A 25,493-nucleotide genomic window follows, 5' to 3' on the forward strand; every position below is an offset into this window, starting at 1 on the left:
AGCGTAGTCAAAAGTAAGGACTTTGCTGCGCCGGTTGCCTTTCCGAATTCTAGCGCCGGCCTACTGTGTGGGCTACGGCAGGCGGCCCGCTTACCAGGCCGCTTGCCGTAGCTTGTCGAGCTGCACCACCCGGATAGTGTTGGGCAGCAGCTTAATAAAGCTACTCTGCCGTAACTCGCTGAGGGTGCGACTCAGCTACTCGGGCGCCATGCCAACCAGGGCTGCCATATCGTCGCGCGAGGCGATTGTCGGCAGCCGTTGCTTCCTCCTGCAGGCGCACCAGCACATCATTCATCTGCCGCAGAATGTAAAGATTTAATACATATTTAATAATAAATATGTATTAAATCTCATATAAGAGCCTCCAGCCTATTGGCTATTTAATCACACTAAATCATACTACCCGTATTGCGTTCGTTTAAGCTTACCCGGCTTCTATGAGCCACTTTTGCAGCCTTGTAGTAGCTGCAACTCCTGAATGCGTAGTTACGCAAGGCTAACAGGTACAAGATTACTAATTGTACCTGCTCAGACCCGAAATGAGATTATTTCTAGTGAGGCAGTGGCTTTCTATCAAATCTACCAAATATTTTGAATCTAAAAACCGCGTAACTAGTTGATAGACAAAGAAAAGGACACAATTTCTGAGGGCCTTAGTGTAGTACGTAGGGGGCAGAAATTAGGGTCTAGATGTATCTAGGATAGGGTAGGAGTATCGAGAAAATAGCTCGGAAATATGGCCTGAAGAGTTCGATATCTATTTGAAGATATGTTTGACTACCTGAAAGGACTACTGGGTCCCCTCACGGGTCCCCGGCTGGATAATTCACTGAGGCAAGTACTGAGATAGTCTACTAAAACTGGATAGCTACCGCGCCTCTTAAGCCGCTGAAAAGCGCGTCTCAAGGAGCCTACTTCCTTAAAAAGCCGCTTGCCCTAACCGGACAGGTTGGGTCATCGGCGAAAGCCCGCTCCCATCTGGGCGTTCACTGCGTCGGTTTTGGCGGCCGGTGCAGGGGCGAGGGCCTGCACCGCATACTGGAGCACCTCGTCGGTCCCGTCCGCAATCGCCTGCCGGTGGCAGCGTATCTCGTGGTCGGGCCGCACGCCCTGGTCGGGCTGCGCAGTGGTCGGCGCCTGGTAGAGTAGCGGCACGTCTACTTCCAGCCCGCTGCCGGGCAGGCGTAGAAAGAAAAACTGCCCCCGTTTAGCCCCTGCTTCGTGCCCCCGGTAGGTTGCCCCACCAGCACGCCGGCCCGGGCCTGCTGCACCCACTCGGCCAGGGTGAAGGTGGTCGAGCTGTTAGCGGCATCAATGAGCAGCGCAAAATGCCCCTTAAACCGCTTGGTGGCCAAGGCTTGGGGCTGGCAGGGGCTGGTCGCTTCGCTTCGCTTTTCGTACAGCCCTTCGGCGGTGAGTTGGTAGAGGCTGGCCGGCTTGGGCTCTTTGAAGGAGGGGTCCCAGGTGTGCAGGTAGGGCAGCAGGCTGTCGGGTACGCTCAGGGCGCGCAACAGCCGGCGCGTTGGATTCTCGCAGCCGAAGGCATGGGGCATCAGGTAGCTCAATAGCACATTGCGGGTCGCGTCATCGCCGCCCTCGCAGCCCCGAATATCCACCACGAGCCGCTCGCACCGTCGCTGCTCCAGGTCGGTAAACACGCTGTCCAGGTAGCGCCGGGCATCGAAGCCCCAGCCCCAGATAGCTAGGTCGCCAATTTTTAGGTAGGCGGTCTGCGCGTCGAGCAGCCGGTACTGCCACGTGGCCCGCCGGGTGGGCAGCGGCCCGAAGCGCTGCGTAAAGGCGCGCTGCCGCTCGTCCTTCGCTTGCGCGGCCACCGGCAGCTGGAAAGCGGGCCTCCCGCTGGGCTGAACAGTCAGGGTAAAATCGGCCTGACTGGCCGGAAAGAAGAGAGAAAAGTACTGGTCAAACAGCGCATACGTAGCCCCGGAGGTGGGGGTCAGGTTCAGGTTGTCGAGTAGCTTGGCCGTGCCGTGCCGCCCGTCGGCCCGGCTCACGGTCAGCAAGCTGTCGGTAATCCGCCGCACGGGGATGCCGTTGATAGCCACGATTTCATCACCAGTCCGCAGCTGTGGACTGGCAGAAAGATTGTGCGTAACGACCCAGTGCCCTGCGCACACGCGAAAGTAAACCGGGAGCAAGTGGTCGCTGAACAGCTGGCTGCGTAGTTCCGGCGACAGATTAAACGGATTCGGGTAGGTGTGCCCGCAATGGAGCTTGGCCGTGAACTGCGAGAGGCGGAGGTAGAAGGCGCTAAGCGGCAGCGGCTGGCTGACCTGGCGGCGGAGTTGCTGAAAGTACTGTTCGACCTGCTGGTAGGAGTTGTAGCGGTACAGGCCGGGGTGCAGGGCCGTCAGACTGGCCTGCAACACGGCTACATCCTGCTGCATCTGGGCCACGGGCAGGAGCGGTGGGCGCACCACTGCCTGGGCCAGGCCGGTTTGCGCACGCACCAGGTAAAGAAGGAGTAGTAGCCACCCCATCCGCGAAGTATTCCAATTCTGCTGCATAAGAGGCTACGGGCAGGTAGTCCAGGCGACTGATTGGTCAGGACGCAAGCTGCTGCCGGCGATAGCGGAGCAAAGGTGCTCCCCAGCAGGCGCCTAGCTAGCCCAACGTATGATTTGAACCGTCCTAATCTATGATTTGAGCCGTCTACTTTCCGCCAAGGGCACGCGACAGGTAGCCGGACAGGTAGCAACCCCTACTCCAGCGGTTGAAATTAGCGCAGATTTCAGGGTTGCGTATACGCCCTGCGGGTCCGGCTACCCGCTATTTTCGGAAAGGGGGCCGGGAAAGAGGCGAACGCCAGAACGAGTGGTGTACACTGACTTGGACACTGCTCTAGATGGCAACTTGCTTAATTAAGGTTTGTCATAGGGAATTTGTAACCTGTCGAATCTGAGGTGGTTGAGCAAAAACAGCCTGAAGTGGTCCAGTAAAAACGGAGAGTGCACTAAGGAAAGCGGCGGCCTGGTCCTGTAGCGCCGGGCGTGGCGCGAAAAGGCGGCTTGCGCCGCCATCTGCCACGGCGCAGGTGCGATGGCCGGCCGTTGCCGCCGCTGGTAGTATCCGGCGGAGCTCACGGCCAGCACCCGGCAAAGCTGCTGCACGGGCCAGGGCTCGGTACAGGCCGCGATGAAGGCGTAACGGCTCATGGGTGGGGCGGCTGGGAGATACCGCGCCTCAAGCGGTTGCTGGTCACGACTTTTTTAAATATCGCGCTCCATTTCCACGCGTTTGAGCGCGGCCCGGAGCTGCTTGATTTCGTCGCGCTCCGCGCTGCTGGGCACGGCCGCTGCCAGCGCCCCAGCAGGGCGGGCGAAATGCCCTGGGTACGGGCCACGTCACCGGCCGCTACTTGACGGACGCCCTCGGTCTTAAAAGCCGGCGTGTATGTCTTGCGGGTAGAGGGGCTCCCTCCGGATTCCGATTTTTCAGTCGTGGGCAGCGGAAGTTAAGACTTCTCGCTGTCCGTTTTAGCTAGACCACCTCAACTCCTTGTAGGAAACCATGGTGCTGGGTTAGTATGCCTCCGGGAGGCCGCTACGAAGGAATATAAGCAAAAGAAATAAAATAACATAATTGGGCATAACGGTTGTGCTAATTTAGTGACGTTCTTTGTAGGGAGGTAAGTCATGGCTTGCTTTTATTTTATTTCTTCTAGATTATATGATGCAACGCTACTCCTACCTGGGGGCAGCCTGCCTGCTGGCGGGTTCCCTACAGGCGCAGGATTTAACCAACGCCGGCGCTACGGTAACGGTGCAGCCGGGCGCCACTCTTTACGTGGGCTCCGGGGGCTTGCTCAACCAGGCCGCTGGCACCCTCACCAACACCGGTACGCTGCGTGTGGACGGCTCCCTCACCAACCCTGGCACGCTCGACCTAAGTACCGGCACTTTGGAAGTGCGGGGTGACCTGGCCAATACAGGCACGTTGCTGCCCGGCACTAGTGCCGTCACCTTCAGCGGGGTGGCCAATCAGTTGCTGACCCCGGCGGGGCCAGTCTCTACCAGGTAGTGGTCAATAAGCCCACGGCCGGGGCCAATACCCTGCTGCTGGGCGGCGATTTGACGGTGCTTAATTTGCTGACCCTGACCAATGGCCTCGTCAACACCAAGAACGGAGCTGTGGTCAATACCCTGCGGCTGCCCAATGCCGCCAACGTGAGTGGCGAAACCACGGGGCGCTACGTGCTCGGGGCGCTGCAAGTCACGCGCAACGCTGTAAGCGGGGCAACCGTCGACTTCGGCCACGGGGCCGTGCTCAACCCCACCACCAACAACCTGGGCACGGTGGCCATCACCCGCACGGCGGGCCTTACCACGGCCGATGTGAGCTACGGCCAGAACCTGAACAACAGTTCGTATAAAGGGATTGACCGCATTTACACGGTGGCCCCCACCAGCCAGCCCAGCGCACCGGTGCAGCTGACGCTGAGCTGGCTGGCCGACAACGACAATGGCATCACCGACTTTACGCAAGCCCGGATGTGGCAGCAACCCAGCGCCGGCCAGGCCTGGGTTGCCGTAGGGCCCACCGCCGGGGCCAGCAGCCGCAGCCTCACCAGCAGCCCGACGCTACTCAACCGCTTCACGGTGAGCAACGCGGCTAATCCGCTGCCCGTCACGCTCACCGATTTCACAGCCCGGGCGCAGGGGCCGGCCACCGTGCGCTTGGCCTGGCACACGGCTACCGAGCTCAATAATGAGGGTTTCACGGTGGAGCGCAGCCTGGATGGACGAGCCTTCGGGCGGTGAGCACGGTGGCCGGGGCCGGTACCAGCACCACGCCGCACGACTACAGTCTGCTCGACACCCAACTGCCGGCCGGCGCCCCGCTGCTGTACTACCGCCTGCGCCAGACCGACCTGAATGGTACGCTGAGCTACTCAGTAGTGCGCACGGTGGCCCTGACGGCCCAGGCCGAAGGCTTCGTGGTGTACCCCACCCACGTAGCCAGTGGGCAGGCGGCCACCTACCTCTACACCGGCCCCAGTGGGCCGGCTACCCTGCGGGTACTCGATGTGCTAGGCCGGCAGGTGCTGACGCTGCCCGTCGATGGACGCGCCCTAGGTGAAGTGCCGCTGCCAGGCTTGGCCGCCGGCGCCTACCTGCTGCGTTATACCACGGCGACGGCCAGCTTCACGACCCGTTGCGTGGTGGAGTAGGGGGTCGCCCGTTTTCTTTTTTTAGAAGTTTTACCCTTGACAAAGTTCTGTCATTTCGTTGCATGAAGCACCTTTTCTCTATTAAACAGTGCCTGCTAGCACTGACACTCATTACCCTCGGCCATTTTTCCGGTCATGCGCAGAGCGTGGGTGTGGGTACTACCGCTCCCGACGCTTCAGCTGCGCTGGACATTGTTTCCTCAGCTAAGGGCGCGCTGCTGCCGCGCCTGACCAGCGCCCAACGCACGGCCATCGCCAGCCCGGCCACCGGCCTGCTCGTGTTTCAGACCGACGCCCCGGCCGGCTTCTACTACAACGCCGGCACGCCGGGCGCCCCGGCCTGGCAACAACTCAACGTGGTGGGCGGTGCCGGCGACAACCTGGGCAACCACACCGCCACCCAGGCCCTAAACCTGCAAGGCAACGCCCTGACCGGCAGCGGGGCCGACATCGGTGCGGCAGTAGGCGTGGGCATCCGCGCCGACGGCGGCCTGAACCTGGGCCAGAACACCACCGGCAACAACGTGTACCTCGGCTACCAGAGCGGCCAGGCCAACACGACCGGCACGGGCAACCAGTTCAGCGGCTACCAGAGCGGCCCGCGCAACACGACGGGCAGCAACAACCTGTTCAGCGGTGCTTACAGCGGCTATTTGAACACGACGGGCAACAACAACCAGTTCAATGGCTACCAAAGTGGCTTCAGCAACAGCACCGGTGCCAACAACCAGTTCAGCGGCTACAATAGTGGCTACAACAACACCACCGGCACCCAGAACCAATTCAGCGGCAACAACAGCGGCTACAACACCAGCACGGGCAGCCAGAACCTTTTCATGGGCTACGAGAGCGGCTTCCGCAACACCACGGGCAACAGCAACCAGTTCACCGGCTACCGGAGCGGCTACAGCAACACCACCGGCAGCGCCAACCAGTTCAGCGGCTTCGCCAGCGGCTATGGCAACACGGCGGGCAACAACAACGTGTTCAGCGGTTACCAGAGCGGCCAGTACAACACGACGGGCAGCAACAATACGGTGCTGGGCTTCAACAGCGGCCCGGCTAGCGGCAGCGGGGCGCTCACCAACGCCACGGCCCTGGGCGCCAACGTCACCCTGACCCAGAGCAACACCGTGGTGCTGGGTAACGGCGCCAGCGTGGGCATCGGCACCGCCACGCCCAATAACCTGCTGGACCTGGGCCCCACCTACGGCGCAACGCCCACCGCCGCCGCTACCAAGAAGCTGGCCGTGTTCAACAGCGCAGCGGGCGACAATTTCTACGGCTTGGGTGTATCGAGCGGGCAGCTAAACCTGTTTGCCGGGGGCACCAGTACGGCCGCGCCCGGCCTGGTGCTCAACACCAACGGCAACGTGGGCATCGGCACCACTGCCCCACCCAGGCCTTGGACGTGGCCGGCACCACCCGCACCACCAACGCCATCGTCACCACGGCCCTGACCGGCACTGGGGCCGACATCGGCACGGCCGTGGGCGTGGGCATCCGGGCCGACGGCGGCCTGAACCTGGGCCAGAACACCACCGGCAACAACGTGTACCTCGGCTACCAGAGCGGCCAGGCCAACACGACGGGCAACTTCAACCAGTTCAGCGGCTACCTGAGCGGCGCCAGCAACACGATAGGCAGCTACAACCAGTTCAGCGGCTTCTTCAGCGGCAACCGCAATACGACGGGCGGCAGCAACCAGTTCAGCGGCTTGCAGAGCGGCTACAGCAACACGACGGGCAGCTACAACCAGTTCAACGGCAGCCAGAGCGGCTACTTCAACACGACGGGCACTCAGAACCAGTTCAGCGGCTTCTACAGCGGCTACAACAACACGACGGGCAGCAACAACCTGTTCATCGGCTTCCAGAGCGGCTACAACAACACGACGGGCAACAACAACCAGTTCAGCGGCTACCAGAGCGGCGCCAGCAACACGACGGGCACTCAGAACCAGTTCAGCGGCTACAACAGCGGCTTCTTCAACACGACGGGCAACAACAACCAGTTCAACGGCTACTACAGCGGCTACCGCAACACGACGGGCACTCAGAACCAGTTCAACGGCTACCAGAGCGGCTATAATAACACGACGGGCAACGGCAATCAGTTCAGCGGCTACCAGAGCGGCTACAGCAACACGACGGGCCGGCAAAACCAGTTCAACGGCAGCCAGAGCGGGTTCGCCAATACGACGGGCGTCCAGAACCAGTTCATTGGTTACCAGGCAGGCCAGGCCAACACGACGGGCAACAACAACCAGTTCAACGGCTTCCTGAGTGGCTTTAGCAACACCACGGGCAGCCAGAACCTGTTCAGCGGCTTTCAGAGCGGCCAAGCTAATACCACAGGCTATGGCAACCAGTTCATTGGCTACCAGGCCGGCTTCAGCAATACAATAGGCACCCAGAACCTATTCAGCGGCTACCAGAGCGGCTACTACAACACGACGGGCAGCAACAACACGGTGCTGGGCTTCAACAGCGGCCCGGCCAGCGGCAGCGGGGCGCTCACCAACGCCACGGCCCTGGGCGCCAACGTCACCCTGACCCAGAGCAACACGGTCATCCTCGGCAACGCCGCCAGCGTCGGCATCGGCACGAGTACCCCACCCAGATGCTGGAAGTTGCCGGCACGGTGTACAGTACCAGCGGCGGCTTCAAGTTTCCCGACGGCACCACCCAGGCCACGGCCGCCACGGCCACCAACCTGACGGGCGACGTGACCAGCACCGGCGCGGCCACCACCTACAACAACGTGGTGCCGGCCACCAAAGGCGGCGCAGGCACCGTGAGCGGCCTGCTCAAAGCAGACGGCGCGGGCAACGTGTCGGCCGCCACGGCCGCCACCGATTACCTGGCCCCTAACGGCAGCGCGGCGGCCCTGACCAACTTCCCCACCCTGAACCAGAACACGTCGGGCACGGCCAGCAACGTGACGGGCGTCGTAGCCGTGGCCAACGGAGGCACGGGCGTTACCACGTCCACGGGTTCGGGCAGCAACGTGCTCAGCAACTCGCCGACCTTGGTGACCCCGACCTTGGTGACCCCGGCCCTGGGTACGCCCTCGGTCCTGGTGGCCACCAATGCCACCGGCACGGCTTCCGGCCTGACGGCAGGCACCGTGACGACCAACGCCAACCTGACCGGGGCTATCACCAGCTTGGGCAACGCCACTTCTTACGCCACCGTGGTGCCGGCCACCAAAGGCGGCGCGGGCGCGGTGAGCGGCCTGCTCAAAGCCGACGGCGCGGGCAACGTGTCGGCCGCCACGGCCGGCACCGACTACGCGGTAGCCTCAGGAAGCGGCAGCTACATCCAGAACGGCACTGGCGCGCAGGCCAGCAGCAACTTCAACATCAGCGGCGCGGGCACCGTGGGCGGCTTGCTCACGGCCGGCAGCGCCACCGTGGGCGGGGCCCTCAGCCTGCCCTTTCTAACCGCCAGTGCCAACCTGACCTTGAACAATACCCACTACACAGTGCGCCGCATTGGGGGGTGCAACACCATCACCCTGCCCCAGCCCAGTACCTGCCCGGGCCGCCTTTACGTCATCATCTGCTCGGTTGGCAGTGGTACCCTGAATCTGGCCGTGACCGGTAATACGGGCGGTCTTTCTCCCGGCATCTACGACGACGTGCCCGGTGCCTACCTCACGACGCTGGCCACCAACTCCCGCATCACCGTTCAGTCGAACGGCAGCGACTGGGTTGTCCTTACCAAGAACTAAGGACTGCTTTTTCCGGCACCCGGCCCAGCCACCCACCGGGCACCCTGCCCGCAGGCCTGCCTGTATTTGCTTAAAAGCGAAAGACCCGGCCGCTTGGTTGGGGGCTTTTTGGGTACTAGGCCACTGACCTGCAGCAGCCGCTGTGGGTCGGTGGCGGCCTTTATCTTTTTCCCGGGTCCCGGTGGACGACGGGCGTACGTTTAGCTTGGTTATTTATGACAAACTTCTTCCCCGCTGGGCCTGCGCACTGCTGCTGGCCTTTCCTTTCGCCACCCAGGCCCAGAACGTGGGCATTGGTACCACGGCCCCCACCCAGCCGCTCGACGTGAACGGCAACCTGCGCGTGCGCGGGCTGAGCGGCACCGACACGCGTCTGCTGCAAGTGGACGCGGCCGGCAACCTCAGCCCGGCTGCTACGCTCTATCCCGCCACAGGGGCCGCCACCGGGCCGCTCACCCCCGCCCCGGCCAGCACTACTGCCAGCCTGAACAACCCCCTGGTGGCCGTGAGCGGCACCCTGGCCGTAGTATTGAACCGCGGCACCGGCACCCTGAGCTTGTACGACATGAGTAACCCCGCTGCCCCGGTGCTGCGCGGCACGGCCAGCGGCATCACCAACGGGGTAGAAGTGGCCATCAGCGGCAGCACGGCCGCCGTGCTCTGCAACGACACCCAAACTAACGGCATTGGTCTCACCAAGCTCTACACCTTGGGCAGCGGCGCACCTACCCTGGTGAACACCCTCACGCCCCCGGCGGCCCTCTCGGCCTATAACGGCGGTATTGCCATGACCGGCACCAGCCTCTATGCCGTGTACGACCGGGGCGCCAGCAACGGGTATTTCTACGTGTACGACGTGTCGGCGCCGGCTTCGGCCATGCTGCTAGGCACCGGCAACACGGGCTGCTACACCCCGTAGGCTGTGGCAGCGGCCGGCACGCTGGCCGCCGTGAGCAGCCAGTACGGCGGCGTGGCCGTGCTCGACGTGAGCAACCCTGCCGCGCCCGCCGTGGTGGGCAGTACCGGCTGCCCGGCCTACAACGGCGGCTACGACGGGCCCGTGGCCATGACCACCACCACGTTGTGCCTGCTCAGCATTCCCACCAACCAGCTGCTGACCTACTCCCTGAGCGCGGCCGGGGTGCCCACCCTGCGCCACACCTACACCACTGGAACCACCCCAGTGAGCGTGGCCCTGAGCGGTAGCCTGGCCTACGTGGCCTGCCGGGGCAGCAACGCCTTGCAGGTCATCGACGTGAGCGGGGCCAGCGCCGTACGCGGTACGGTTGCCCTCGACGCCAGCGATAACAACCTGGCGCTGGGCCCCAACCTGCTGCTGGCCGCCAACGGCAGCCCCGCTAACGACCTGCAGGCGTTCGTGCTCAACGGCCCGCGCAGCGTGACCGTGGCCCCGGACGGCACCATCGGCACGACGGCGCTGCCTACCCCCGGCGACTACGTGCAGAACCAACCCGCTACCACCCAAAGCGGCGGCTTTAACCTGAACAATAGCGGCTACCTCGGCACCCGCCTGGGCATCGGTACCACCGCGCCCGTGACCCGGCTCGACGTGCGCAACGTGAGCTCGAACTTTCCGGCCACCTCCGGCTCGGTGCAGAGCACCGGCCACTTCGCCCGGTTTGCCGATGGCTCCGGGATGGTGCTGGACCTGGGCGGCAACGGCGGTAACGGCGCCTGGTTTCAAAGCACCAACAGCGGCGGCCTGGGCACGAGCTACCCGCTGCTACTCAACCCCAACGGCGGCAGCATCGGCATCAATACCACGGCCCCAGCCCGCTCGCTCGACATTGGCTCGCTGAACTCGCCCCGCCCGGCACTGCTGCGTCTGGGCGCCGGCAATGGCGGTGTGGCCCGGCAGTGGGAACTGGGCGTGCAGGTGAACACCGGCAACCTAAACGACGTGACCGGCGAGTACTATGACTTTGTGGTGCGCGACGCCACCGGTGGCAACACCCGGCTGCTGGTGGAGTATAACACCGGCAACGTAGGCATTGGCACCAGCAGCCCCAGCCAGCCGCTCGACGTGAAGGGCAACGCTAATGTGGGCGGCGCCCTGAGCGTGGGTGTCGCCGCCTCGCCGGGCCAGGTGCTCACACCCACCACCACCCACAACATGCTGGCCGTGGCCTACGGGCAGGTAGGCATAGGCCCTGTAATCGTTTCCACTTCGGGCAACTACACGGTGTCAGGCACCGGCTCAGGGGTCTACACCATTACCTTCCCAGCCAGCAGCGGCCTGAGCAATGTCAACTTCGACGGCAACCCAGTGACGGTGTCCGTCTATGGGGCGACCCCTGGCCTGGCCACCTTTACCGGGGGGCAGGCTTTATCACCGTCCGCACGTTTACCCTCGCCGGCGCGTCGGCCGACTTTCCGTTCACCTTCACTACTTTCGCGCCCTGAGGTGCCGGGCCACCGCAGTGGCCGCCTTGGCCACGCGATGCGGTTGGGTAGCATACTTGGGCGCAACGGCTGAGATAGTATAGCGAAGGCAGACAAAGTTATACCCCGCCAATATTCGAGCGTTTGTTGGAGTCTCTGGCGTTTAGGAAACACGTCCCTTCGGCGTATTTCCTAAACTTTCAATCGTAGACGAGTTTCTCAAACTCCCTGGCCCGGCAGCGTCCTGCTGGCACCTGGTGCCGGCCAACTGGCAGGCGTTCAGCAAAAGGAGGGTTTTTAATCAGCGTATCCGTTTAGGTAGGCCGAGATGCTGTCGATATTAATCCACGTCGTCTGTGCTCGAAAAACGACTCCCTGTGCCTGAGTACTGAACGCGATACGAAAGCAAATGCCATCGTGAACAATGCTCAAATCGCCAATGCCGTTTCCGCTTGGAATGACGCACTGCTCGATAGTGACCTGAGTCAGGTTCAGGGCCAACTGCACGGTGTTGCACTCCCGTTGCAGCCATTTGGGTGGCGCATCGGCTGGGAAATCCCGCAAATCAAACCGGAGCCGGCATTGTAGGTCGCCTCCGCAAAGGATGGAAAGCTCATGCAAGCGCACGCCGGATAAGGAAGGTGCTTAGGCGGGGTAAATACTCGTGATGGTTTTGGGATTCAGCACGTGCTCAATCCACGTAGAGTCGGTATTTTCCATGCCTTATGGCTACAAAGCCTAACCAAAAGTAAGCTCCTACTACTTGCAGCGCCAGTCCGCGAAAAGGTCGTTTTGCTGGTCAGGCTAGTTAAATAGGGTCGCAGAGTACGGTAACAGAGTAGCTCAGAAACTACCTCGCCGACGTGCTGGCTTAGAAAGCCCGCCGCAAGTACGTTTCTGGCGCATGGCGGGGGGTTGAGGAAGCCTGAAAACGGTGCGTCCATAAGGTGCCCCTTAATTGTATTAGTGTGTCAACCACTGGCTCATCCATTAGGGTAGCGTACAGGAGCAGGTCAGCTGCACCTGTAGCTGTTGAGGCTAATGCTACTGTAGGATTTGTAACACTTACCACAAATGCTAGAGGCCTAAAATTCTTGGCGAGTGTAGGCGGTCAATACCTTGCAAGTCGTAATTGGCGGGATATAGACTATTGGGATGCAGGGGTTGATGCCTTGCTAAATGGCAATCCTGCTCTTGAGGGAGCAGTAGACTTTAAACCTGGCAATTACAACTCTGACGAACCCATACTATCGGTAGTTGGACGCAACAAGGCTGTCGGTAAAGCGGTAGGCGAGACAGCAGCCTATTATGTTGGTGGTAAACTAATGGGAACTGAAGGAGCGAAGGCAGTATTTGGTGAGGGCGCCGCAACCGAATTCATGAAAAGTACCTTAATAAATGCGGCGGGTAATGACTGGGGTAATGCTGGCGGTATATTCGTGCCATACAATGCTGAAAAACACTAGTTATATGAAAAATAAGCTTATGTGGTTAATATCAATGCTTTTCATTGCATTAACTTGTATTTGCATATATCAAAATACTGTTGGGATGGCTAACTTACAAAAATATGGTGTTACAGTTAAAAGTTTAGTGTGTGGGAGTTCTTATGCAAAGGGAACCTATACATATGATATAAAACTTATTTATAATACTAAAATTTATGAAAACTCATTCCGTACTAGCAAGCGGACATTTAATATTAATGATTCTGTTTTAGTGAAAATTAATTCTCAAAATCCAGACGGATATTGCATTTTAGTGGGAAATTAAATGAAATACCTTTTAAGTATAGCTTTTATATTAAATTCGTGTTTAGTCTATGCTCAATGGACAAACATCGGTCCCGGCGGGGAGGCGCTGTCCGGGGTATGCTTTAGTTCCGCGACCAACGGCTGGGTCTGCGGGGCCAAAGGAGCGCTCTTCCACACCCGGGATGGAGGTGCGACGTGGCCCAGCATCCAGCCCGGCTTCCAAACCACGGGCCCGCGCAGCCTGCTCGTCTCCGTTGCCGTCCTCAACCAGTACGACGTGCTCGTGCTGGCCCAGCAGCCGGATTCGCTGCTGCCCACCCAGATTTTTTATTCGCAAACCAACGGCTACAGCTTCAAGCCAGCCTTCGACCGCAGCAGTGCCACCAGCGAGTTTGCGCAGATGAGCTTCCATACTTATAAGCTCGGCTTACTGGTCGGAGCGGGTGGGGCGTTCCGCTACAGTCGGGACGGGGGCTTTGGCTGGGACCAGGTACCCAGCGGGACCCTGAACGACTTGTGGGCCGGCGACTCCCCGGATGGCATCACCTACTACCTGGTCGGCAGCAAGGGCACGCTGCGCAAAGGCTCCCGGTTTGAGCCCGTTTCCAAGGCCCTCAACAGTGGCACCTTTGCCCGGCTCACCGGCGTCTGGTTTGTCGACGTGAACCAGGGCTACGTGGTCGGGGACGGGGGCACGGCCCGGCGCACCACGGACGGGGGCGCGAGCTGGACCCCGATGCCGGTTCAGACAACCGTTAACCTGAACGCCGTCCGCTTTCTGGATGCCAACACCGGCTTCATCGTGGGCGATTTGGGCACCTTGCTGCTCACCACGGACGGGGCAAGAGCTGGCAGCCCGAAGCCAGTCACACCTTCGAAACGCTCACGGCCATCAGCGCCACCGATGACGGGCTCAACACGTGGGTCGTGGGCGGCAACGGCACGGTGCTTCGGCGCGGGGCGGTCCTGCCGCTGGCCAGCCGCGGCCCGGCGCCGGGGGTGCAGTGGCAGGCCTATCCGAATCCGTTTACCACCACGCTCACGCTGACCGGCCCGGCCCTGACCAGCCCCTGACCGGCGAGGTGTCGCTGCTGGATGAGCTGGGTCGTACGGTGGTCCACCAGGTAGTGGAGCTGGGCACCACCAGCGCGGCACAATGGCCCTTTCGCTACCCGCTACCTTAGCGCCGGGCGTGTACACGCTGCGGCTCGGGCTACCCGGGCAGCCGCCGGTAAGCCACCGACTCGTTCGACTGCCGTAAATGCCGCGCCCGGGTGCCGCCGCCCTACTCACTTCAATAGCCTTCCGCGCTTTATGACACGACTCTTTACCACGCTCTGCGCCTGTCTGCTCACCACCCACGCCTTTGCCCAGTGGACCAATATCGGGCCGGGCGGGGAGTCGCTAAGCGCCATCAGCTTCTTCGATGCCGCCAACGGCTGGGCCTGCGGGGCCAACTCCATCCTTTACAGGACCCAGGACGGGGGCAAGACGTGGACTTCCATCCCGAACTTTTACAATTTCAAGCCCCATAACAACATGCTCTCCATCGTGGCCACGACCAGTGACCTGATGGTGTTAATTGAGCAGTTGCCTTCCACCGCCTCACCGGCCATTATCTATCATGGGATACGGGACAAGGCAGGGCTTTACGAATACCTGAGCGGCCCGGACGGGGTAGGCGACTACAACAAGCTCAACCTACGCCAGCTCGCCACCGGCTTTGCCGTGGGCAACGGCGGGGCCCTGGCCCTGACCCACGACCGGGGCTTTACCTGGACCACGGCCTCTAGTGGCACGAGCAACGATTTGTTCGCCGCCGATTCGCCGGATGAAACCGTCACTTACCTGGCCGGCAGCAAGGGCACGCTACGCAAAGCAGCTGGCCCGAACTTCACGAACTGGCAGGCGCTCAACACCACGACCACGGCCCGCCTGACGGGGGTCTGGTTCGTCACCCCTAAGCAGGGCTACCTGGTGGGCGACGCCGGCACGGCCCTGCGTACCACCGATGGGGGCCTCACCTGGACGGCCATGCCCGTAAACACGGCCGCTGACCTTGCCGCCGTGCGCTTTCTCACGGCCACGACGGGCTTCATCGTGGGGGATTTGGGTACGCTGCTGCTTACTACCGATGGGGGCAAGAGCTGGCAGCCCGAAGCGAGCCACACCTACGAAACCCTTACCGACATTAGTGCCACGGCCGACGGCTCCACTACCTGGGTGTCGGGTGGGGGCGGCACAGTGCTCCAGCGCGGGGCCGTCGTGCTGGCCGGCCGCAGCCCCGCGGCCGGGAAAAGCTGGGCGGCTTATCCTACTCGCTTTACCGAGGCGCTGAACGTGTCGCTCCCCGGGGAACAGGCCGCGCGCCTTAAGCTGCTGGACCTGACCGGCCGCACGCTAACCGAGCAGCTCCTGCCGGCGGGCAAGCGCGCCGAGACCTGGCCGCTGCGGGTGCCGGAGCAGCTCAGCGCCGGCGTATACGTGGTGGAAGTAACCTTCGAAAACCAAGCGCCCCAAACGCAACGGGTTGTCCACCTGCAATAGCGCCGGTCAGGGAGTTGCAAGCAAGGAGGGCTTTGCAGAAAATTAACCCACCTTGCAGTAGGAAAAGCAGGGGCTTTCCCTACTGCAAGGTCCTCGGTAAGGTCCCGTTTACGCAGCCTTTGGGGTGTTTTCCGCACATGAAAAACGCCCGCAGGTGCGGTCCCTAAAAGGGCCATGAAAATCGTTTATAGGCAGGCTGTATAAGTAGTAAGTAATTGGAAGGCAGTCGTTTGTAAATGAGATAAATTAGTCGCGTGTTTTACTAATTTTCTCCTTTTTACCTACTTGCTTTCCTTTTCAGTGGCCAGTATTACCTTCTTCCTCAAGCAGCCCTACCTGGACCGCGCTACGCCCCTGAGCGCCCGCGTGGCGGTGGGCGGTACCAAAATCAAAGTCTACACCGGCCTGCGCATCGAACCCAAGAAATGGATTCAGGCCGCCCAGTTCATGAGCTATTCCGAGTGAAAGACGGATTGAAATTGAAGTACAAGGTCGCGGTAGTGGGGGCATTCGATGCTTCTGAGCTATTCCGACTAAAAGACGAATAGAAACAACGGTCCCACTTTCCAAGGCATGACTTCGCAGCCGCTGCTAATCTTTTCCGACTAAAAGACGGATTGAAACCCGATGTTGTCAGTGATTGTGAGCTGTCGCATTGGAGCTGCTAAGCTATTCCGACTGAAAGATGGGTTGAAGTAAATGTGGGGAGCTTTCATTGCTAGAATGCCGTGAGCTGTTCTTGCGCTATTCCGAGCATTCCTTGCGCAGGTACTCTGTTCATCGTTAGCACAGTAGTGCGTAGCGTCCTTCCGAACCCGTCTTCTATTCCCTTCAACCCAACCCGACAACACCTCAAACTGTTCACTCGGCCGTTGAATCTGGACCGAGGGTCCCCTCACGGGTCCCCGAGAAAGCAAAATGCCCTTCCTGATACCAGGAAGGGCATAGTTGGTAGTCCGTAGGGGAATCGAACCCCTGTTGGTAGAATGAAAATCTACTGTCCTAACCCCTAGACGAACGGACCGTTGTTCGTTTTGATGGTGCAAAGATACGGGGACTTGGTTGCGAACCAAATCTGCGGTGTAAAAAAAGTGGTTAGCAAGGAAGAGGGCGCTGATTTTCAGTTGAAAAAAAACAGCAGGCGTATCCATTGTGTTATTGCTGACAATTCGCGTCAGGTTTGGAAACGGGCAAAGCCGCCGACAACCGTACCTTCGTAGCGCGTTATCAACTGGGCTGCGGCAGTGGCCCGCCACTCTTCCTATTTTTTCCAATATTATGGCAAAAATTAAAGTCGCCATTAACGGCTTCGGCCGGATTGGTCGCCTCACCTTCAAGTCGCTACTCGGGCGCGACAATGTGGAGATTGTGGCCATCAACGACCTGACTGACAACAAAACGCTGGCCCATTTGCTCAAGTACGACTCGGTGCATGGGCGCTTCGATGGCACCGTAGCCTACGATGAGCATAGCCTGACCGTAAACGGCCAGCACATTGCCGCATTGGCTGAGCGCGACCCCAAGCTACTTCCCTGGAAGGAAATGGGTGTTGATATCGTGCTCGAAAGCACGGGCCGCTTCGTAGACGAGGCCGGCGCGGGCCAGCATATCACGGCCGGCGCTAAGAAAGTAGTTATTTCGGCACCTGCTACCGGCAACATTCCGACCGTGGTGCTGGGCGTAAACGAAGATACCCTGACCGGCAACGAGACTATTATCTCGAATGCCAGCTGCACCACCAACTGCCTGGCCCCGATGGCTAAGGTGCTCGACGATGCCTTTGGCATTGAAAAGGGCTATATTACCACGGTGCACGCTTATACCTCGGACCAGAATCTGCAGGATGCGCCTCATAAAGACCTGCGCCGCGCTCGGGCCGCCGCCTACAGCATTATCCCTACCAGCACCGGCGCCGCCAAGGCCGTGGGCCTGGTGCTGCCCCAGCTGAAAGGCAAGCTCGATGGTATTGCCATGCGGGTGCCTATTCCAGATGGCTCGACGACCGACCTGACGGTGATTCTGAAAAAGGAGGCCTCGAAGGAAGAAATTAATGCCGCTATCAAAAAGGCCGCTGAAGGCCCCATGAAAGGTATTATCGAATATAGCACCGACCCCCTGGTGAGCATCGACATCGTAGGCAATAAGCACTCGTGCATCTTCGACTCGGAGCTGACTTCCAACAACGGTACGCTGGCTAAGGTAGTGGGCTGGTACGACAACGAAACCGGCTATTCGACCCGCACCGCCGACCTCATTCAGAAGCTGGGTGAGAAAATGGTGGGCTAACCAGTTGCTACCCGGCCAGCGGTTGTTGGCCAGGTATAGTTTGAAGAGGCCTGCCTGCTAGGCAGGCCTTTTTGTTTTTTCCTGAGAAATGTTGCCGCCGAGAGGCAGCGCGCGCTTATGCCGCAGATTTGCTTTATTTTTAATCCGGTGGCGGGTACCGGTCGGCAGGCCGACTTTCCGATGCTGCTGGCCCGCTACTTTGGGGGCCGGGCGGGCAGCGATTACCTGCTCTGGCCCACCCAAGGGCCGGGCCATGCCACGCAGCTGGCCCGCGAAGCCGCGCAGGCAGGCTGCCGAATCGTGGTGGCCGTGGGCGGCGATGGCACGGTGAACGAAGTAGGGCAGGGCCTGCTCGGCCAGAGGGGCACGGCTTTGGGCATTGTGCCCCGCGGCTCGGGCAACGGCCTGGCCCGTCACCTGCGGGTGCCGCTGGGCTTGCCGGCTGCCCTGCGCCGGCTGCGCCAGCCCCGCTTCAGCCGCATAGATGTCGGTACTATAAATGGGCACCCGTTTTTCTGTACGGCGGGCCTGGGCTTTGACGCGCACGTGAGCCAGCATTTTGCGCAGGCTGGTACCAGGGGGTGAGCACATATCTGCGCGTGACGTTTCGTGAGTATGGCCACTTCCGGCCCGTGCCCGTGCAGGTCGAAACCAATGGCCAGACGCTGGCTACCGATTGCTACGTGCTGGCCTTCGCCAACGCCTCGCAGTATGGTAATAATGCCTACATCGCGCCGCAGGCCGACCTCCGGGATGGCCTGCTCGATATGTGCCTGATTGATGTGCTGCCTCCCTGGCGGGCTATACAGGTAATAATTGGCATGGCTCTGGGCACGCTGCCTCGCACCGGCGGAGCGGCCTATCGCCACACCAGCCACGCCACGGTGCGAGCCGCTGCTCCCATCGGCTACCACGCCGATGGCGATTACCTCGGCCATGCCACCGACTTTGAGCTGGTAGTGCTGCCGCTGGCGCTGGAGGTAGCCGTGTAGGCAATCCACTACCCGGCCAGGCTACGTAGCAAGTAGCAGTAGTCGCTGGTGGTGCAAAGTGCCCGGCAACGCCAGGTGAAAAAACATATAATTTTATCTATATTAAGCCGAAATGCCACAGGATTTTATTCAGCAATTGCAAGCTCAGCTGCAACCTGCCCGTCAGCGGATGGTGGAGCACCCGTGTACCGTCGTATTGAGACGCTGGCCGACCTGCGCCTGTTCATGGAGCATCATGTATATGCGGTATGGGATTTTATGTCACTGCTCAAAGCGTTGCAGCGCGACCTCACCTGTACCACGCTGCCCTGGGTGCCGAAAGGTAATCCGGCTACGCGCCGCCTTATCAACGAGATTGTGCTGGAAGAGGAAACCGATGTGGACCCCGAGGGGCGGCCGACCAGCCACTTTGAGCTGTACCTGCGGGCCATGCAGGAGTGCGGGGCCGATACTGCCTCGATAAATCGACTGCTGGCTGCTCTGGCCGAAGGAGCCAGCTTACCCGCCGCGCTGGTCGCAGCTCAGGCGCCGGCCAGCGTGCAAGCATTTGTGAAACAGACGTTTGACATTATTGCCAGCGGGCAACCCCATGCGGTGGCAGCGGCTTTTACCTTTGGCCGCGAGGATGTAATTCCGGATATGTTTCGAAGCCTGATTGCTGACCTGGGGCGGCGCTTTCCGGGCCAGCTCGACACGCTTACCTACTACCTCAACCGCCACATCGAACTCGATGAGGACCACCACGCGCCGCTCGCTCACCAGATGGTGCGCGACCTCTGCGGCATCGACCCCGCCCGCTGGCAGCAGGCCACCGAGGCTGCCCGACAGAGTATGGACGCCCGCGTGGCCCTGTGGGCTGGTATTGCCGCTGCATTGGCTAAGGAGAAAGTCGCCGTTTAGGAAGTTATAACCCACAATAAGAAAGGACGCTAGCCAGGTGCTAGCGTCCTTTCTTATTGGAGCCAGTGGCCGGGAAAGCCCGGCATCCCGACCTTTGCCTACATGAAAAAAGACCAGTCGCGCCGCCAGGGAGTGGTTTACTCAACCAATCCCGCCTTCTCTTACCAATCTGACGAGCCGGCCGAGGCTACCACCTTGCCACCTCAGCAGCAGCAGCTGCGCGTGCAGCTTGATAAAAAGCAGCGTGGGGGCAAGCAGGTAACGCTCGTCACGGGCTTTGCGGGGCGCGAGGAAGATTTGCAGACGTTAGGCAAGCTGCTCAAAACCAAGTGCGGCGTGGGGGCAGCGCCAAAGAAGGGGAAATCGTCATTCAGGGTGATTTTCGCGCCAAAGTGCTGGAAATTCTACTTAAGGAAGGCTACAAGGCCAAGCAGGCAGGAGGATGAAATATTTAATATTAAAAATATAATATCAAATGACTAGTTCCGCACCTCTTCGAGCGAGCTACTGCCGCTGAGGTCTTTCTCGATGCGGCTGGGCTGGCCGGCATAGCGCACGCTGCTGCTGCCGCTGAGGTCTACTTTTAGCTCTTCGGTGGCTTTAATTCTGGCATGTGACATGCCGGCCAGCTCCACGTTGGCGCGGCTGGTTTGCAGCGTCAGCGCCTCAATCTGGCACACGCCCGAGCCGTCGATGCGCAGCTCGTCGGCCCGGCCGCTCAGGTCGGCCGAGCAGGCCCCGACAGGTCCAGCTCGAGGCGAGGTACAGTCACGTTGAGGCGGCTGGTAGAGGCGCCGCTGGCTTCGAGGCGCAGGCTGTTGTCATGAAAGCCGCTGATATCTGACTGGCACGCCCCGCTCAGGTTGAGGCGCTCCAGGTGCGGCATCGTGACGGTAACAAGCATAGGATGACTGCTGAAGCTAAAGCCCGAAAGCAGGGAGTTGTCGCCGCGCTGGCGCACTACCAGGCGGTCGCCGTTGGTGTCGAGGCGCAGCTTGTCGAGGTCTTCGATGCGGCCGGCGGCTTCTACTTTATAGCTGTCGCCCTGGCGCACTACCAGGCGCAGGGCCCGTGTACTTCTACTTCCGTAAAATCGCCGGGGGTATTCATGGTCTTGCGGCCATTGCCGTACGAGGCAGGCTCGGTGCTGAATTTGGCTGCCTCCGTGTGGATGTGCACCGTTGGGTTATCGCCGTCGGTGTTCACGCGCACCTGCATTTTGCTGCCGTTCACACCCAGGTTCACCACTTCATCGTTGTCGCTGTCCTGGCTGTCGCCATTGTCGTCGTCATTGTTGTCGGCCGAGGCCGGGCAGTCGAGGCAGGCAAACTTACCCTCGCGGGTGAAGCGGGCGCGGTAAGCACGGTCGCGGCTCGGGCGGTGGCCGCTGGTAAAGTCATTATCATCAAGGTGTTCGATAAAGAGCGGCGTGAGGCGGTAGATTTTGTCCAGAGGCAGGTGCAGGGTCAGGGTCAGCTTCTGGTCGCGGAAGGGAGCACTGCTTTTCAGCGTAGTGCCCTGGTCGAAAAGGATGGTCGAATCGCGCTGGCTGATGTTGTAGTTAATCGTCTGCTGAGCCGTGAGGCGGGCAGCTGCCTCGGTGCGGCCCCGGGCGCGGAATTCTTCTTCTACGAAAGGTGCCACACCGCTGTCGGCCGGGGCTAGGTTCAGGTTAACCCACTGAAAATGGTCTTCCACGTTGCGCGAATCCAGCACGATGCCGGGGCTAGCGATGGGTTGTAGGCGCACGGTAGTGGTGTAAGTGTCCTTGGCCTGAAAATCGCGGGCTACCTGCAAGCCGGCGGCCGTCGAGCCTACCACGCCCAGCAGCCACAGGCCCAGTAATACTCCACTCGCCGAGCGGCCCAATACTGGCCGGCGCAGCAGCAAGCGCAGCCCCAGCAGCAGCAATCCCAGGCCCGGGATGCCCAGCAGCAGCGCTCCGGCTATCGCGCCCCAGGGCGGCAGGTTGCGCACCAGCGCCCCAAAGCTGTCATCAAACATAAAGCCGTTGCTGGTGTGCTCTACGGCCGTGAAGGGAATAATGCTCAGGGCGGCACCCAGCATCATGAGCACACTGAATAGCCAGCTGCCACCCCAAAAAATCAGCAGTAACCCCACTGCCCAGCGAATGAGTGTGCCCAAGAAGCTCACGGCCGGCCGGGCACCCCGGGCCGCCGTTTCGAGGTAAGTACCCAGCGGACGGTTAGGGGTTGGAGGAACCTCGCCATCAAAAGCGTTGGAGCGCAGGTTATTGTCGATACCCGAGAGCGTGACGGCGTCGCCGCGCATCTGCATCTTCTCCGATACGGTACGGGCTTCGGGCACCACGGCCCAGAGTATCAAGTAGATAATAAACGTTGAGCCGCCCAGAAACAAGCCAATCAGAAAGAGCACCCGCACCAGCACCACGTCGGTCTGGAAGTAAGCGGCCAGCCCGGCCGATACCCCGCCGACCTTGCCATTGTCGACATCGCGGAAGAGCTTGCGGCCGGTGAGCTTACCGCCAAAATCCAGCGTATCAATAGGCTCGGGCGCGTCGTCGCGCTTGGGCAGGGCTATCCACAGCACCACGTAGGCGATGAGGGCCAGGCCGCCAAAGTCGAAGCGGTGGCGAAATATGCCGGTGCCGGGAATGTGGTCGTATACTCCAAACACGTTGGGCAGCAACACCAAAGCCAGGAAAATGAGGCGCACCAGCAGCGGATTCACCCGGAAGTACTGGGCCAGCCCGGCGCACACGCCCGCAATCTTGCGGTGGGCCAGGTCGCGGTAGAGGCGGCGCGGCTCGGTATCGGCCGGGGTAGGGGCAGGGCCACCGGCAAAAGCGCGGCCGGCGCCAGTACCGGCGGCCGCGGCCGGCTCGGCGTAAGTGTCCTCATCCTCGTCGGACGCGGTCTGGAAGTCGCTCACCCGGCCCATCTTGGCGGTCATTTCCTCCACGTCTTGCAGGGTGATAACCTGCTTATTAACCGAGAGGCGCGCCGAAAACAGCTCGGCAATGCGGCCCTCAATATCGGCCACGATTTCTTCGTGGCCCTGGTAGCTGGCGAAGTGCGCCTTTACCTCCTGAAGGTAGCGGCTAAGTACCTCGAAGCCATCATCTTCAATATGAAAGATGATACCCTGCAAGTTGATGCTGATGTTCTTTTTCATGGGAAGGGCCGCAGGCGCGAAGCGCGGCAGGTTGAATTCGGAGAAAGAAAGGATAGCTGAAAAAGCAGGGGTTAGGTAGTCCGACGGGGCTGGCGGATAATGCCCACCGAGAGGGCCATCTCTTCCCACGTCTGGCGCAGCTCTTCCAGAAACTGGCGGCCGGCTTCCGTAAGCGTGTAGTATTTGCGGGGCGGACCGGAAGTTGACTCCTTCCAGACATAGTCGAGCAGCGCAGCATTCTTGAGGCGCGTGAGCAGCGGGTAGAGGGTGCCTTCTACCACTATCATGCGGGCCTGGGTCAGCTCCTCCAGCATGTCGCTGGCGTAGGCCTCCCCGCGGCCAATAATCTCCAGAATGCAGAATTCGAGGATGCCTTTGCGCATCTGCACCTGGGTGTTCTCTAGTTTCATGGGCGGTATGGGCTAGTAGTAGGTGAGGAACTGTACAAATGTACGACAGGTACTTTGTATTGCATAATACTTGGCGTAAAATTTTTTTGTTGCTTTTTGCAAAAAAATCCATCTGCTAAGCAAGCGCGGATTGCCTTTTGGCTATTCAGCCCCCTGGCAGCTAAGGGCCGCCGGGATAACTTCCCGAAAATCAGTCATCTGGACGTGAGTTCCTTAGGTAGGGGTGGCTACTACGCACTATCCGGCAGTAACTTGCGTTGCCGCACCGACTATTTATCGGGTTTTATTTTTCTATGCTCCAACTTTTCGCCAATTGCCGCCTGGGGGTGGCTGTACTAGGGCTGAGTGTATGGCTAGGGTTGGCTGCCGCGCCGGCTATGGCCCAAACCAGCGCCCCCAAGTACAGCGATGAATTTCTTAACCTGGGCGCCGGTGCCCGCTCGCTGGGCATGGGCAAAGTGCAGGTGAGCCTGGCTACCGATGCCACTGCCGGCTACTGGAACCCCGCCGGCCTCACTGCTGTCACGGCCAGGTACGACGGCGTGCTGATGCACTCAGAGCTGTTTTCGGGGGTAGTAAAAAATGACTATGCGGCATTCGCCATGCCGCTCGACGATAAAAGCGCCATTGGGGTAACCCTGCTGCGCTCAGGCGTCGATAACATCGCCGATACCCGGGCGCTCATCAACGAGTACGGGTATATTCAATACGACAAGATTACGTATTTCTCGGTGGCCGACTACGCGCTCTTGCTTTCCTATGCCCGCAAGCTGGGGCCCGAGGGCCTGAGCGTGGGCGGCAGCGGCAAGCTCATCTACCGCAACGTGGGCAGCTTTGCCAATGCCTACGGCTTTGGGGTAGATGTGGGCTTGCAGTACAACCACAAGGGCTGGCGCCTGGGCCTGATGGCCCGCGATATCACCACCACTTTCAACGCCTGGAGCATTGATGCCGATAAGTTTAAGGCCAATGCGATACCAGGTGAGGCTATTCCGACCAACAGCACCGAGCTGACGCTGCCGCGCCTGGTGCTGGGGGCGGGGCGGCAGTTTAAGCTGCCGGCCCAGTTTACGGCCCTGGTTGCCGCCGACCTCGAAGCCACCACCGACGGCCAGCGCAACACGCTTATTTCGGCCAAGCCCGTGAGCGTTGACCCGCGCGTGGGGGTTGAGGTAGGCTACCGCAGCCTGGTATTTCTGCGGGGTGGGGCCGGCAACTATCAGAAAATCCAGAACTTCGACCTGCAGCAGCAGTGGAAGGGGCAGTACAGCCTGGGCGCCGGCGTAGCCATCAATGGCTTGCGCATCGACTTGGCTTTGTCGCGCCTGGCTGTCGAAAACCAGGGCTCTACCTCCCAAACCAACTCGCTCATCGTGAGCCTGGGCTACGGCCTGGGCAGCCGCGCCACGGGCATGCCGATGATAAATTAAATATATTATAAAATTAATATATTATGAAAAAAACATACGCAGCTGCCGGGCAGTACATGCTTCGGGCCCTGCGCGTTTGCCTGCTGCTGTTGGCCGTGCTGGGCGGGCAGGCGGCGCATGCGCAGTCTGCCCGCTACGGCAACGAGTGGATAGTGCAGGGCCAGCCTTACTACAAGTTTAAGGTATGGCGCAACGGGCTTTATCGTCTCGACTACGCTTACCTGAGCAAGCTCAGCGGCCTGGGTGGCGTGGCCCCCACGCAGCTTCAGCTGTGGCGGCGGGGCAAGGAGGTAGCGGTTTACCAGGGTGGCAATTCGGCTACGCTGGATAATAGCACGTACCTGGAATTTTATGGCCAGCGCAACGACGGGCGGCTGGACAGTGCCTTATATAAGAAACCCAGCGACCAGGCCCATCCATTCTATAGCTTCTTTACCGATACGGCCACCTACTTCCTGACCTGGAGCAATGCCCGCTTGGGCAAGCGCATGGCTCAGCCGGTGGTAGCAGGTGGCGCGCCGCATGCCTGGCGCATTCAGGCGGTGCGCACCGTCTATTATGATAGCTACATGGAGGCCCCAATACCGATTACAATACCTGCCTGCCGTGGCTGGAAAGGGGAGAGGGGTTTTTTGGGTACTACGGCAACACCACTGCCAAAAACGACAGCCTGCTGCGAGCAGTAGTAA

26 protein-coding genes, 1 tRNA gene and 2 pseudogenes are annotated in these 25,493 nt (G+C 60.4%); 21 read left to right on the top strand and 8 right to left on the bottom strand.

Annotation, left to right across the window (positions count from 1 at the left end; genetic code table 11):
• Nucleotides 1-954 precede the first annotated feature (954 nt).
• The 4 genes from GKZ67_RS04175 to GKZ67_RS24980 all read right to left on the bottom strand — a co-directional run bounded on the left by GKZ67_RS04175 (nucleotide 955) and on the right by GKZ67_RS24980 (nucleotide 3,469).
• Nucleotides 955-1,155, bottom strand: a complete 201-nt coding sequence (locus GKZ67_RS04175) for a hypothetical protein (protein WP_173241277.1) — start codon at nucleotides 1,153-1,155, stop codon at nucleotides 955-957.
• Nucleotides 1,156-1,157: 2 nt separating this feature from the next.
• On the bottom strand, nucleotides 1,158-2,471 hold the full coding sequence (locus GKZ67_RS04180; RefSeq protein WP_173241278.1) for a S41 family peptidase: 1,314 nt from the start codon (nucleotides 2,469-2,471) through the stop codon (nucleotides 1,158-1,160).
• 411 nt (nucleotides 2,472-2,882) lie between these two features.
• Complete coding sequence (locus tag GKZ67_RS04185; RefSeq protein ID WP_173241279.1) at nucleotides 2,883-3,176, bottom strand: hypothetical protein; 294 nt, start codon at nucleotides 3,174-3,176, stop codon at nucleotides 2,883-2,885.
• On the bottom strand, nucleotides 3,173-3,469 hold the full coding sequence (locus GKZ67_RS24980; protein WP_173246434.1) for a transposase: 297 nt from the start codon (nucleotides 3,467-3,469) through the stop codon (nucleotides 3,173-3,175). The genes GKZ67_RS04185 and GKZ67_RS24980 overlap by 4 nt, the downstream gene beginning before the upstream one ends.
• A gap of 221 nt (nucleotides 3,470-3,690) precedes the next feature.
• Here GKZ67_RS24980 and GKZ67_RS04195 point away from each other — a divergent pair, with 221 nt between their 5' ends.
• The 14 genes from GKZ67_RS04195 (at nucleotide 3,691) to GKZ67_RS04260 (ending at nucleotide 16,095) form a co-directional block, all read left to right on the top strand.
• A complete protein-coding gene (locus tag GKZ67_RS04195) occupies nucleotides 3,691-4,041 on the top strand; it encodes a hypothetical protein (RefSeq protein WP_173241280.1) in 351 nt (116 codons plus the stop codon).
• A complete protein-coding gene (locus GKZ67_RS04200) occupies nucleotides 4,041-4,781 on the top strand; it encodes a hypothetical protein (protein WP_173241281.1) in 741 nt (246 codons plus the stop codon). Before GKZ67_RS04195 ends, GKZ67_RS04200 begins: the two co-directional genes overlap by 1 nt.
• Nucleotides 4,778-5,191, top strand: coding sequence for a T9SS type A sorting domain-containing protein (locus tag GKZ67_RS04205; protein ID WP_173241282.1), 414 nt, complete (start codon nucleotides 4,778-4,780; stop codon nucleotides 5,189-5,191). The genes GKZ67_RS04200 and GKZ67_RS04205 overlap by 4 nt, the downstream gene beginning before the upstream one ends.
• A gap of 62 nt (nucleotides 5,192-5,253) precedes the next feature.
• Nucleotides 5,254-6,651: a hypothetical protein gene (locus GKZ67_RS04210; RefSeq protein WP_173241283.1), complete on the top strand. Its 1,398-nt coding sequence runs from the start codon at nucleotides 5,254-5,256 to the stop codon at nucleotides 6,649-6,651.
• Complete coding sequence (locus tag GKZ67_RS04215) at nucleotides 6,603-7,910, top strand: hypothetical protein (RefSeq protein ID WP_173241284.1); 1,308 nt, start codon at nucleotides 6,603-6,605, stop codon at nucleotides 7,908-7,910. The genes GKZ67_RS04210 and GKZ67_RS04215 overlap by 49 nt, the downstream gene beginning before the upstream one ends.
• Nucleotides 7,814-8,926: a hypothetical protein gene (locus GKZ67_RS04220; RefSeq protein ID WP_173241285.1), complete on the top strand. Its 1,113-nt coding sequence runs from the start codon at nucleotides 7,814-7,816 to the stop codon at nucleotides 8,924-8,926. The genes GKZ67_RS04215 and GKZ67_RS04220 overlap by 97 nt, the downstream gene beginning before the upstream one ends.
• A gap of 181 nt (nucleotides 8,927-9,107) precedes the next feature.
• A complete protein-coding gene (locus GKZ67_RS04225; RefSeq protein ID WP_173241286.1) occupies nucleotides 9,108-9,845 on the top strand; it encodes a hypothetical protein in 738 nt (245 codons plus the stop codon).
• A gap of 3 nt (nucleotides 9,846-9,848) precedes the next feature.
• Nucleotides 9,849-11,423 carry a hypothetical protein gene (locus GKZ67_RS04230; RefSeq protein ID WP_173241287.1) on the top strand — a complete coding sequence of 525 codons (1,575 nt, stop codon included), beginning with the start codon at nucleotides 9,849-9,851 and terminating at the stop codon, nucleotides 11,421-11,423.
• Nucleotides 11,424-11,746: 323 nt separating this feature from the next.
• Nucleotides 11,747-11,917 (top strand): hypothetical protein, encoded by a 171-nt coding sequence (locus GKZ67_RS04235; RefSeq protein WP_173241288.1) that lies wholly within the window; start codon nucleotides 11,747-11,749, stop codon nucleotides 11,915-11,917.
• Nucleotides 11,918-12,297: 380 nt separating this feature from the next.
• Complete coding sequence (locus GKZ67_RS04240; protein ID WP_173241289.1) at nucleotides 12,298-12,795, top strand: hypothetical protein; 498 nt, start codon at nucleotides 12,298-12,300, stop codon at nucleotides 12,793-12,795.
• Nucleotides 12,796-12,799: 4 nt separating this feature from the next.
• On the top strand, nucleotides 12,800-13,102 hold the full coding sequence (locus GKZ67_RS04245; protein WP_173241290.1) for a hypothetical protein: 303 nt from the start codon (nucleotides 12,800-12,802) through the stop codon (nucleotides 13,100-13,102).
• Nucleotides 13,103-14,131, top strand: a complete 1,029-nt coding sequence (locus GKZ67_RS04250) for a WD40/YVTN/BNR-like repeat-containing protein (RefSeq protein WP_173241291.1) — start codon at nucleotides 13,103-13,105, stop codon at nucleotides 14,129-14,131.
• A 266-nt stretch (nucleotides 14,132-14,397) separates the two neighbouring features.
• Nucleotides 14,398-15,630: a YCF48-related protein gene (locus GKZ67_RS04255; RefSeq protein WP_173241292.1), complete on the top strand. Its 1,233-nt coding sequence runs from the start codon at nucleotides 14,398-14,400 to the stop codon at nucleotides 15,628-15,630.
• A gap of 285 nt (nucleotides 15,631-15,915) precedes the next feature.
• Nucleotides 15,916-16,095, top strand: coding sequence for a hypothetical protein (locus tag GKZ67_RS04260; RefSeq protein WP_173241293.1), 180 nt, complete (start codon nucleotides 15,916-15,918; stop codon nucleotides 16,093-16,095).
• A gap of 484 nt (nucleotides 16,096-16,579) precedes the next feature.
• Here the strand turns inward: GKZ67_RS04260 and GKZ67_RS04265 are convergent.
• Nucleotides 16,580-16,654 (bottom strand) — tRNA-Glu (locus GKZ67_RS04265).
• A 254-nt stretch (nucleotides 16,655-16,908) separates the two neighbouring features.
• Here GKZ67_RS04265 and gap point away from each other — a divergent pair.
• The 5 genes and pseudogenes from gap to GKZ67_RS04290 all read left to right on the top strand — a co-directional run bounded on the left by gap (nucleotide 16,909) and on the right by GKZ67_RS04290 (nucleotide 20,254).
• Nucleotides 16,909-17,916: a type I glyceraldehyde-3-phosphate dehydrogenase gene (gene gap, locus GKZ67_RS04270; protein ID WP_173241294.1), complete on the top strand. Its 1,008-nt coding sequence runs from the start codon at nucleotides 16,909-16,911 to the stop codon at nucleotides 17,914-17,916.
• A gap of 117 nt (nucleotides 17,917-18,033) precedes the next feature.
• Nucleotides 18,034-18,501 (top strand): diacylglycerol/lipid kinase family protein, encoded by a 468-nt coding sequence (locus GKZ67_RS04275; protein WP_173241295.1) that lies wholly within the window; start codon nucleotides 18,034-18,036, stop codon nucleotides 18,499-18,501.
• Nucleotides 18,498-18,908, top strand: a complete 411-nt coding sequence (locus tag GKZ67_RS04280) for a diacylglycerol/lipid kinase family protein (RefSeq protein ID WP_173241296.1) — start codon at nucleotides 18,498-18,500, stop codon at nucleotides 18,906-18,908. Before GKZ67_RS04275 ends, GKZ67_RS04280 begins: the two co-directional genes overlap by 4 nt.
• A 183-nt stretch (nucleotides 18,909-19,091) precedes the next feature.
• The gene (locus GKZ67_RS04285; RefSeq protein ID WP_254245051.1) at nucleotides 19,092-19,808 is read left to right on the top strand and encodes a DUF3050 domain-containing protein; all 717 of its coding nucleotides are present in this window, start codon (nucleotides 19,092-19,094) and stop codon (nucleotides 19,806-19,808) included.
• 102 nt (nucleotides 19,809-19,910) lie between these two features.
• Nucleotides 19,911-20,254: pseudogene (locus tag GKZ67_RS04290) on the top strand (translation initiation factor).
• Between the two features lie 33 nt (nucleotides 20,255-20,287).
• Here GKZ67_RS04290 and GKZ67_RS24985 read toward each other — a convergent pair.
• From GKZ67_RS24985 to GKZ67_RS04310, 3 genes and pseudogenes are all read right to left on the bottom strand, one after another.
• Nucleotides 20,288-20,862: pseudogene (locus GKZ67_RS24985) on the bottom strand (head GIN domain-containing protein).
• Nucleotides 20,862-22,964 carry a PspC domain-containing protein gene (locus tag GKZ67_RS04305; RefSeq protein ID WP_173241298.1) on the bottom strand — a complete coding sequence of 701 codons (2,103 nt, stop codon included), beginning with the start codon at nucleotides 22,962-22,964 and terminating at the stop codon, nucleotides 20,862-20,864. The pseudogene GKZ67_RS24985 and the gene GKZ67_RS04305 overlap by 1 nt, the downstream one beginning before the upstream one ends.
• Nucleotides 22,965-23,035: 71 nt before the next feature.
• The gene (locus tag GKZ67_RS04310; protein WP_151087977.1) at nucleotides 23,036-23,374 is read right to left on the bottom strand and encodes a PadR family transcriptional regulator; all 339 of its coding nucleotides are present in this window, start codon (nucleotides 23,372-23,374) and stop codon (nucleotides 23,036-23,038) included.
• 293 nt (nucleotides 23,375-23,667) lie between these two features.
• On the opposite strand from GKZ67_RS04310, the gene GKZ67_RS04315 reads away from it, so the two are divergent.
• Together GKZ67_RS04315 and GKZ67_RS04320 are read left to right on the top strand one after the other, a co-directional pair.
• A complete protein-coding gene (locus GKZ67_RS04315) occupies nucleotides 23,668-24,804 on the top strand; it encodes a PorV/PorQ family protein (protein ID WP_173241299.1) in 1,137 nt (378 codons plus the stop codon).
• A gap of 23 nt (nucleotides 24,805-24,827) precedes the next feature.
• Nucleotides 24,828-25,490: a hypothetical protein gene (locus tag GKZ67_RS04320; RefSeq protein ID WP_173241300.1), complete on the top strand. Its 663-nt coding sequence runs from the start codon at nucleotides 24,828-24,830 to the stop codon at nucleotides 25,488-25,490.
• Nucleotides 25,491-25,493 lie beyond the last annotated feature (3 nt).

Source organism: Hymenobacter sp. BRD67, assembly GCF_013256425.1.
Classification (GTDB): domain Bacteria; phylum Bacteroidota; class Bacteroidia; order Cytophagales; family Hymenobacteraceae; genus Hymenobacter.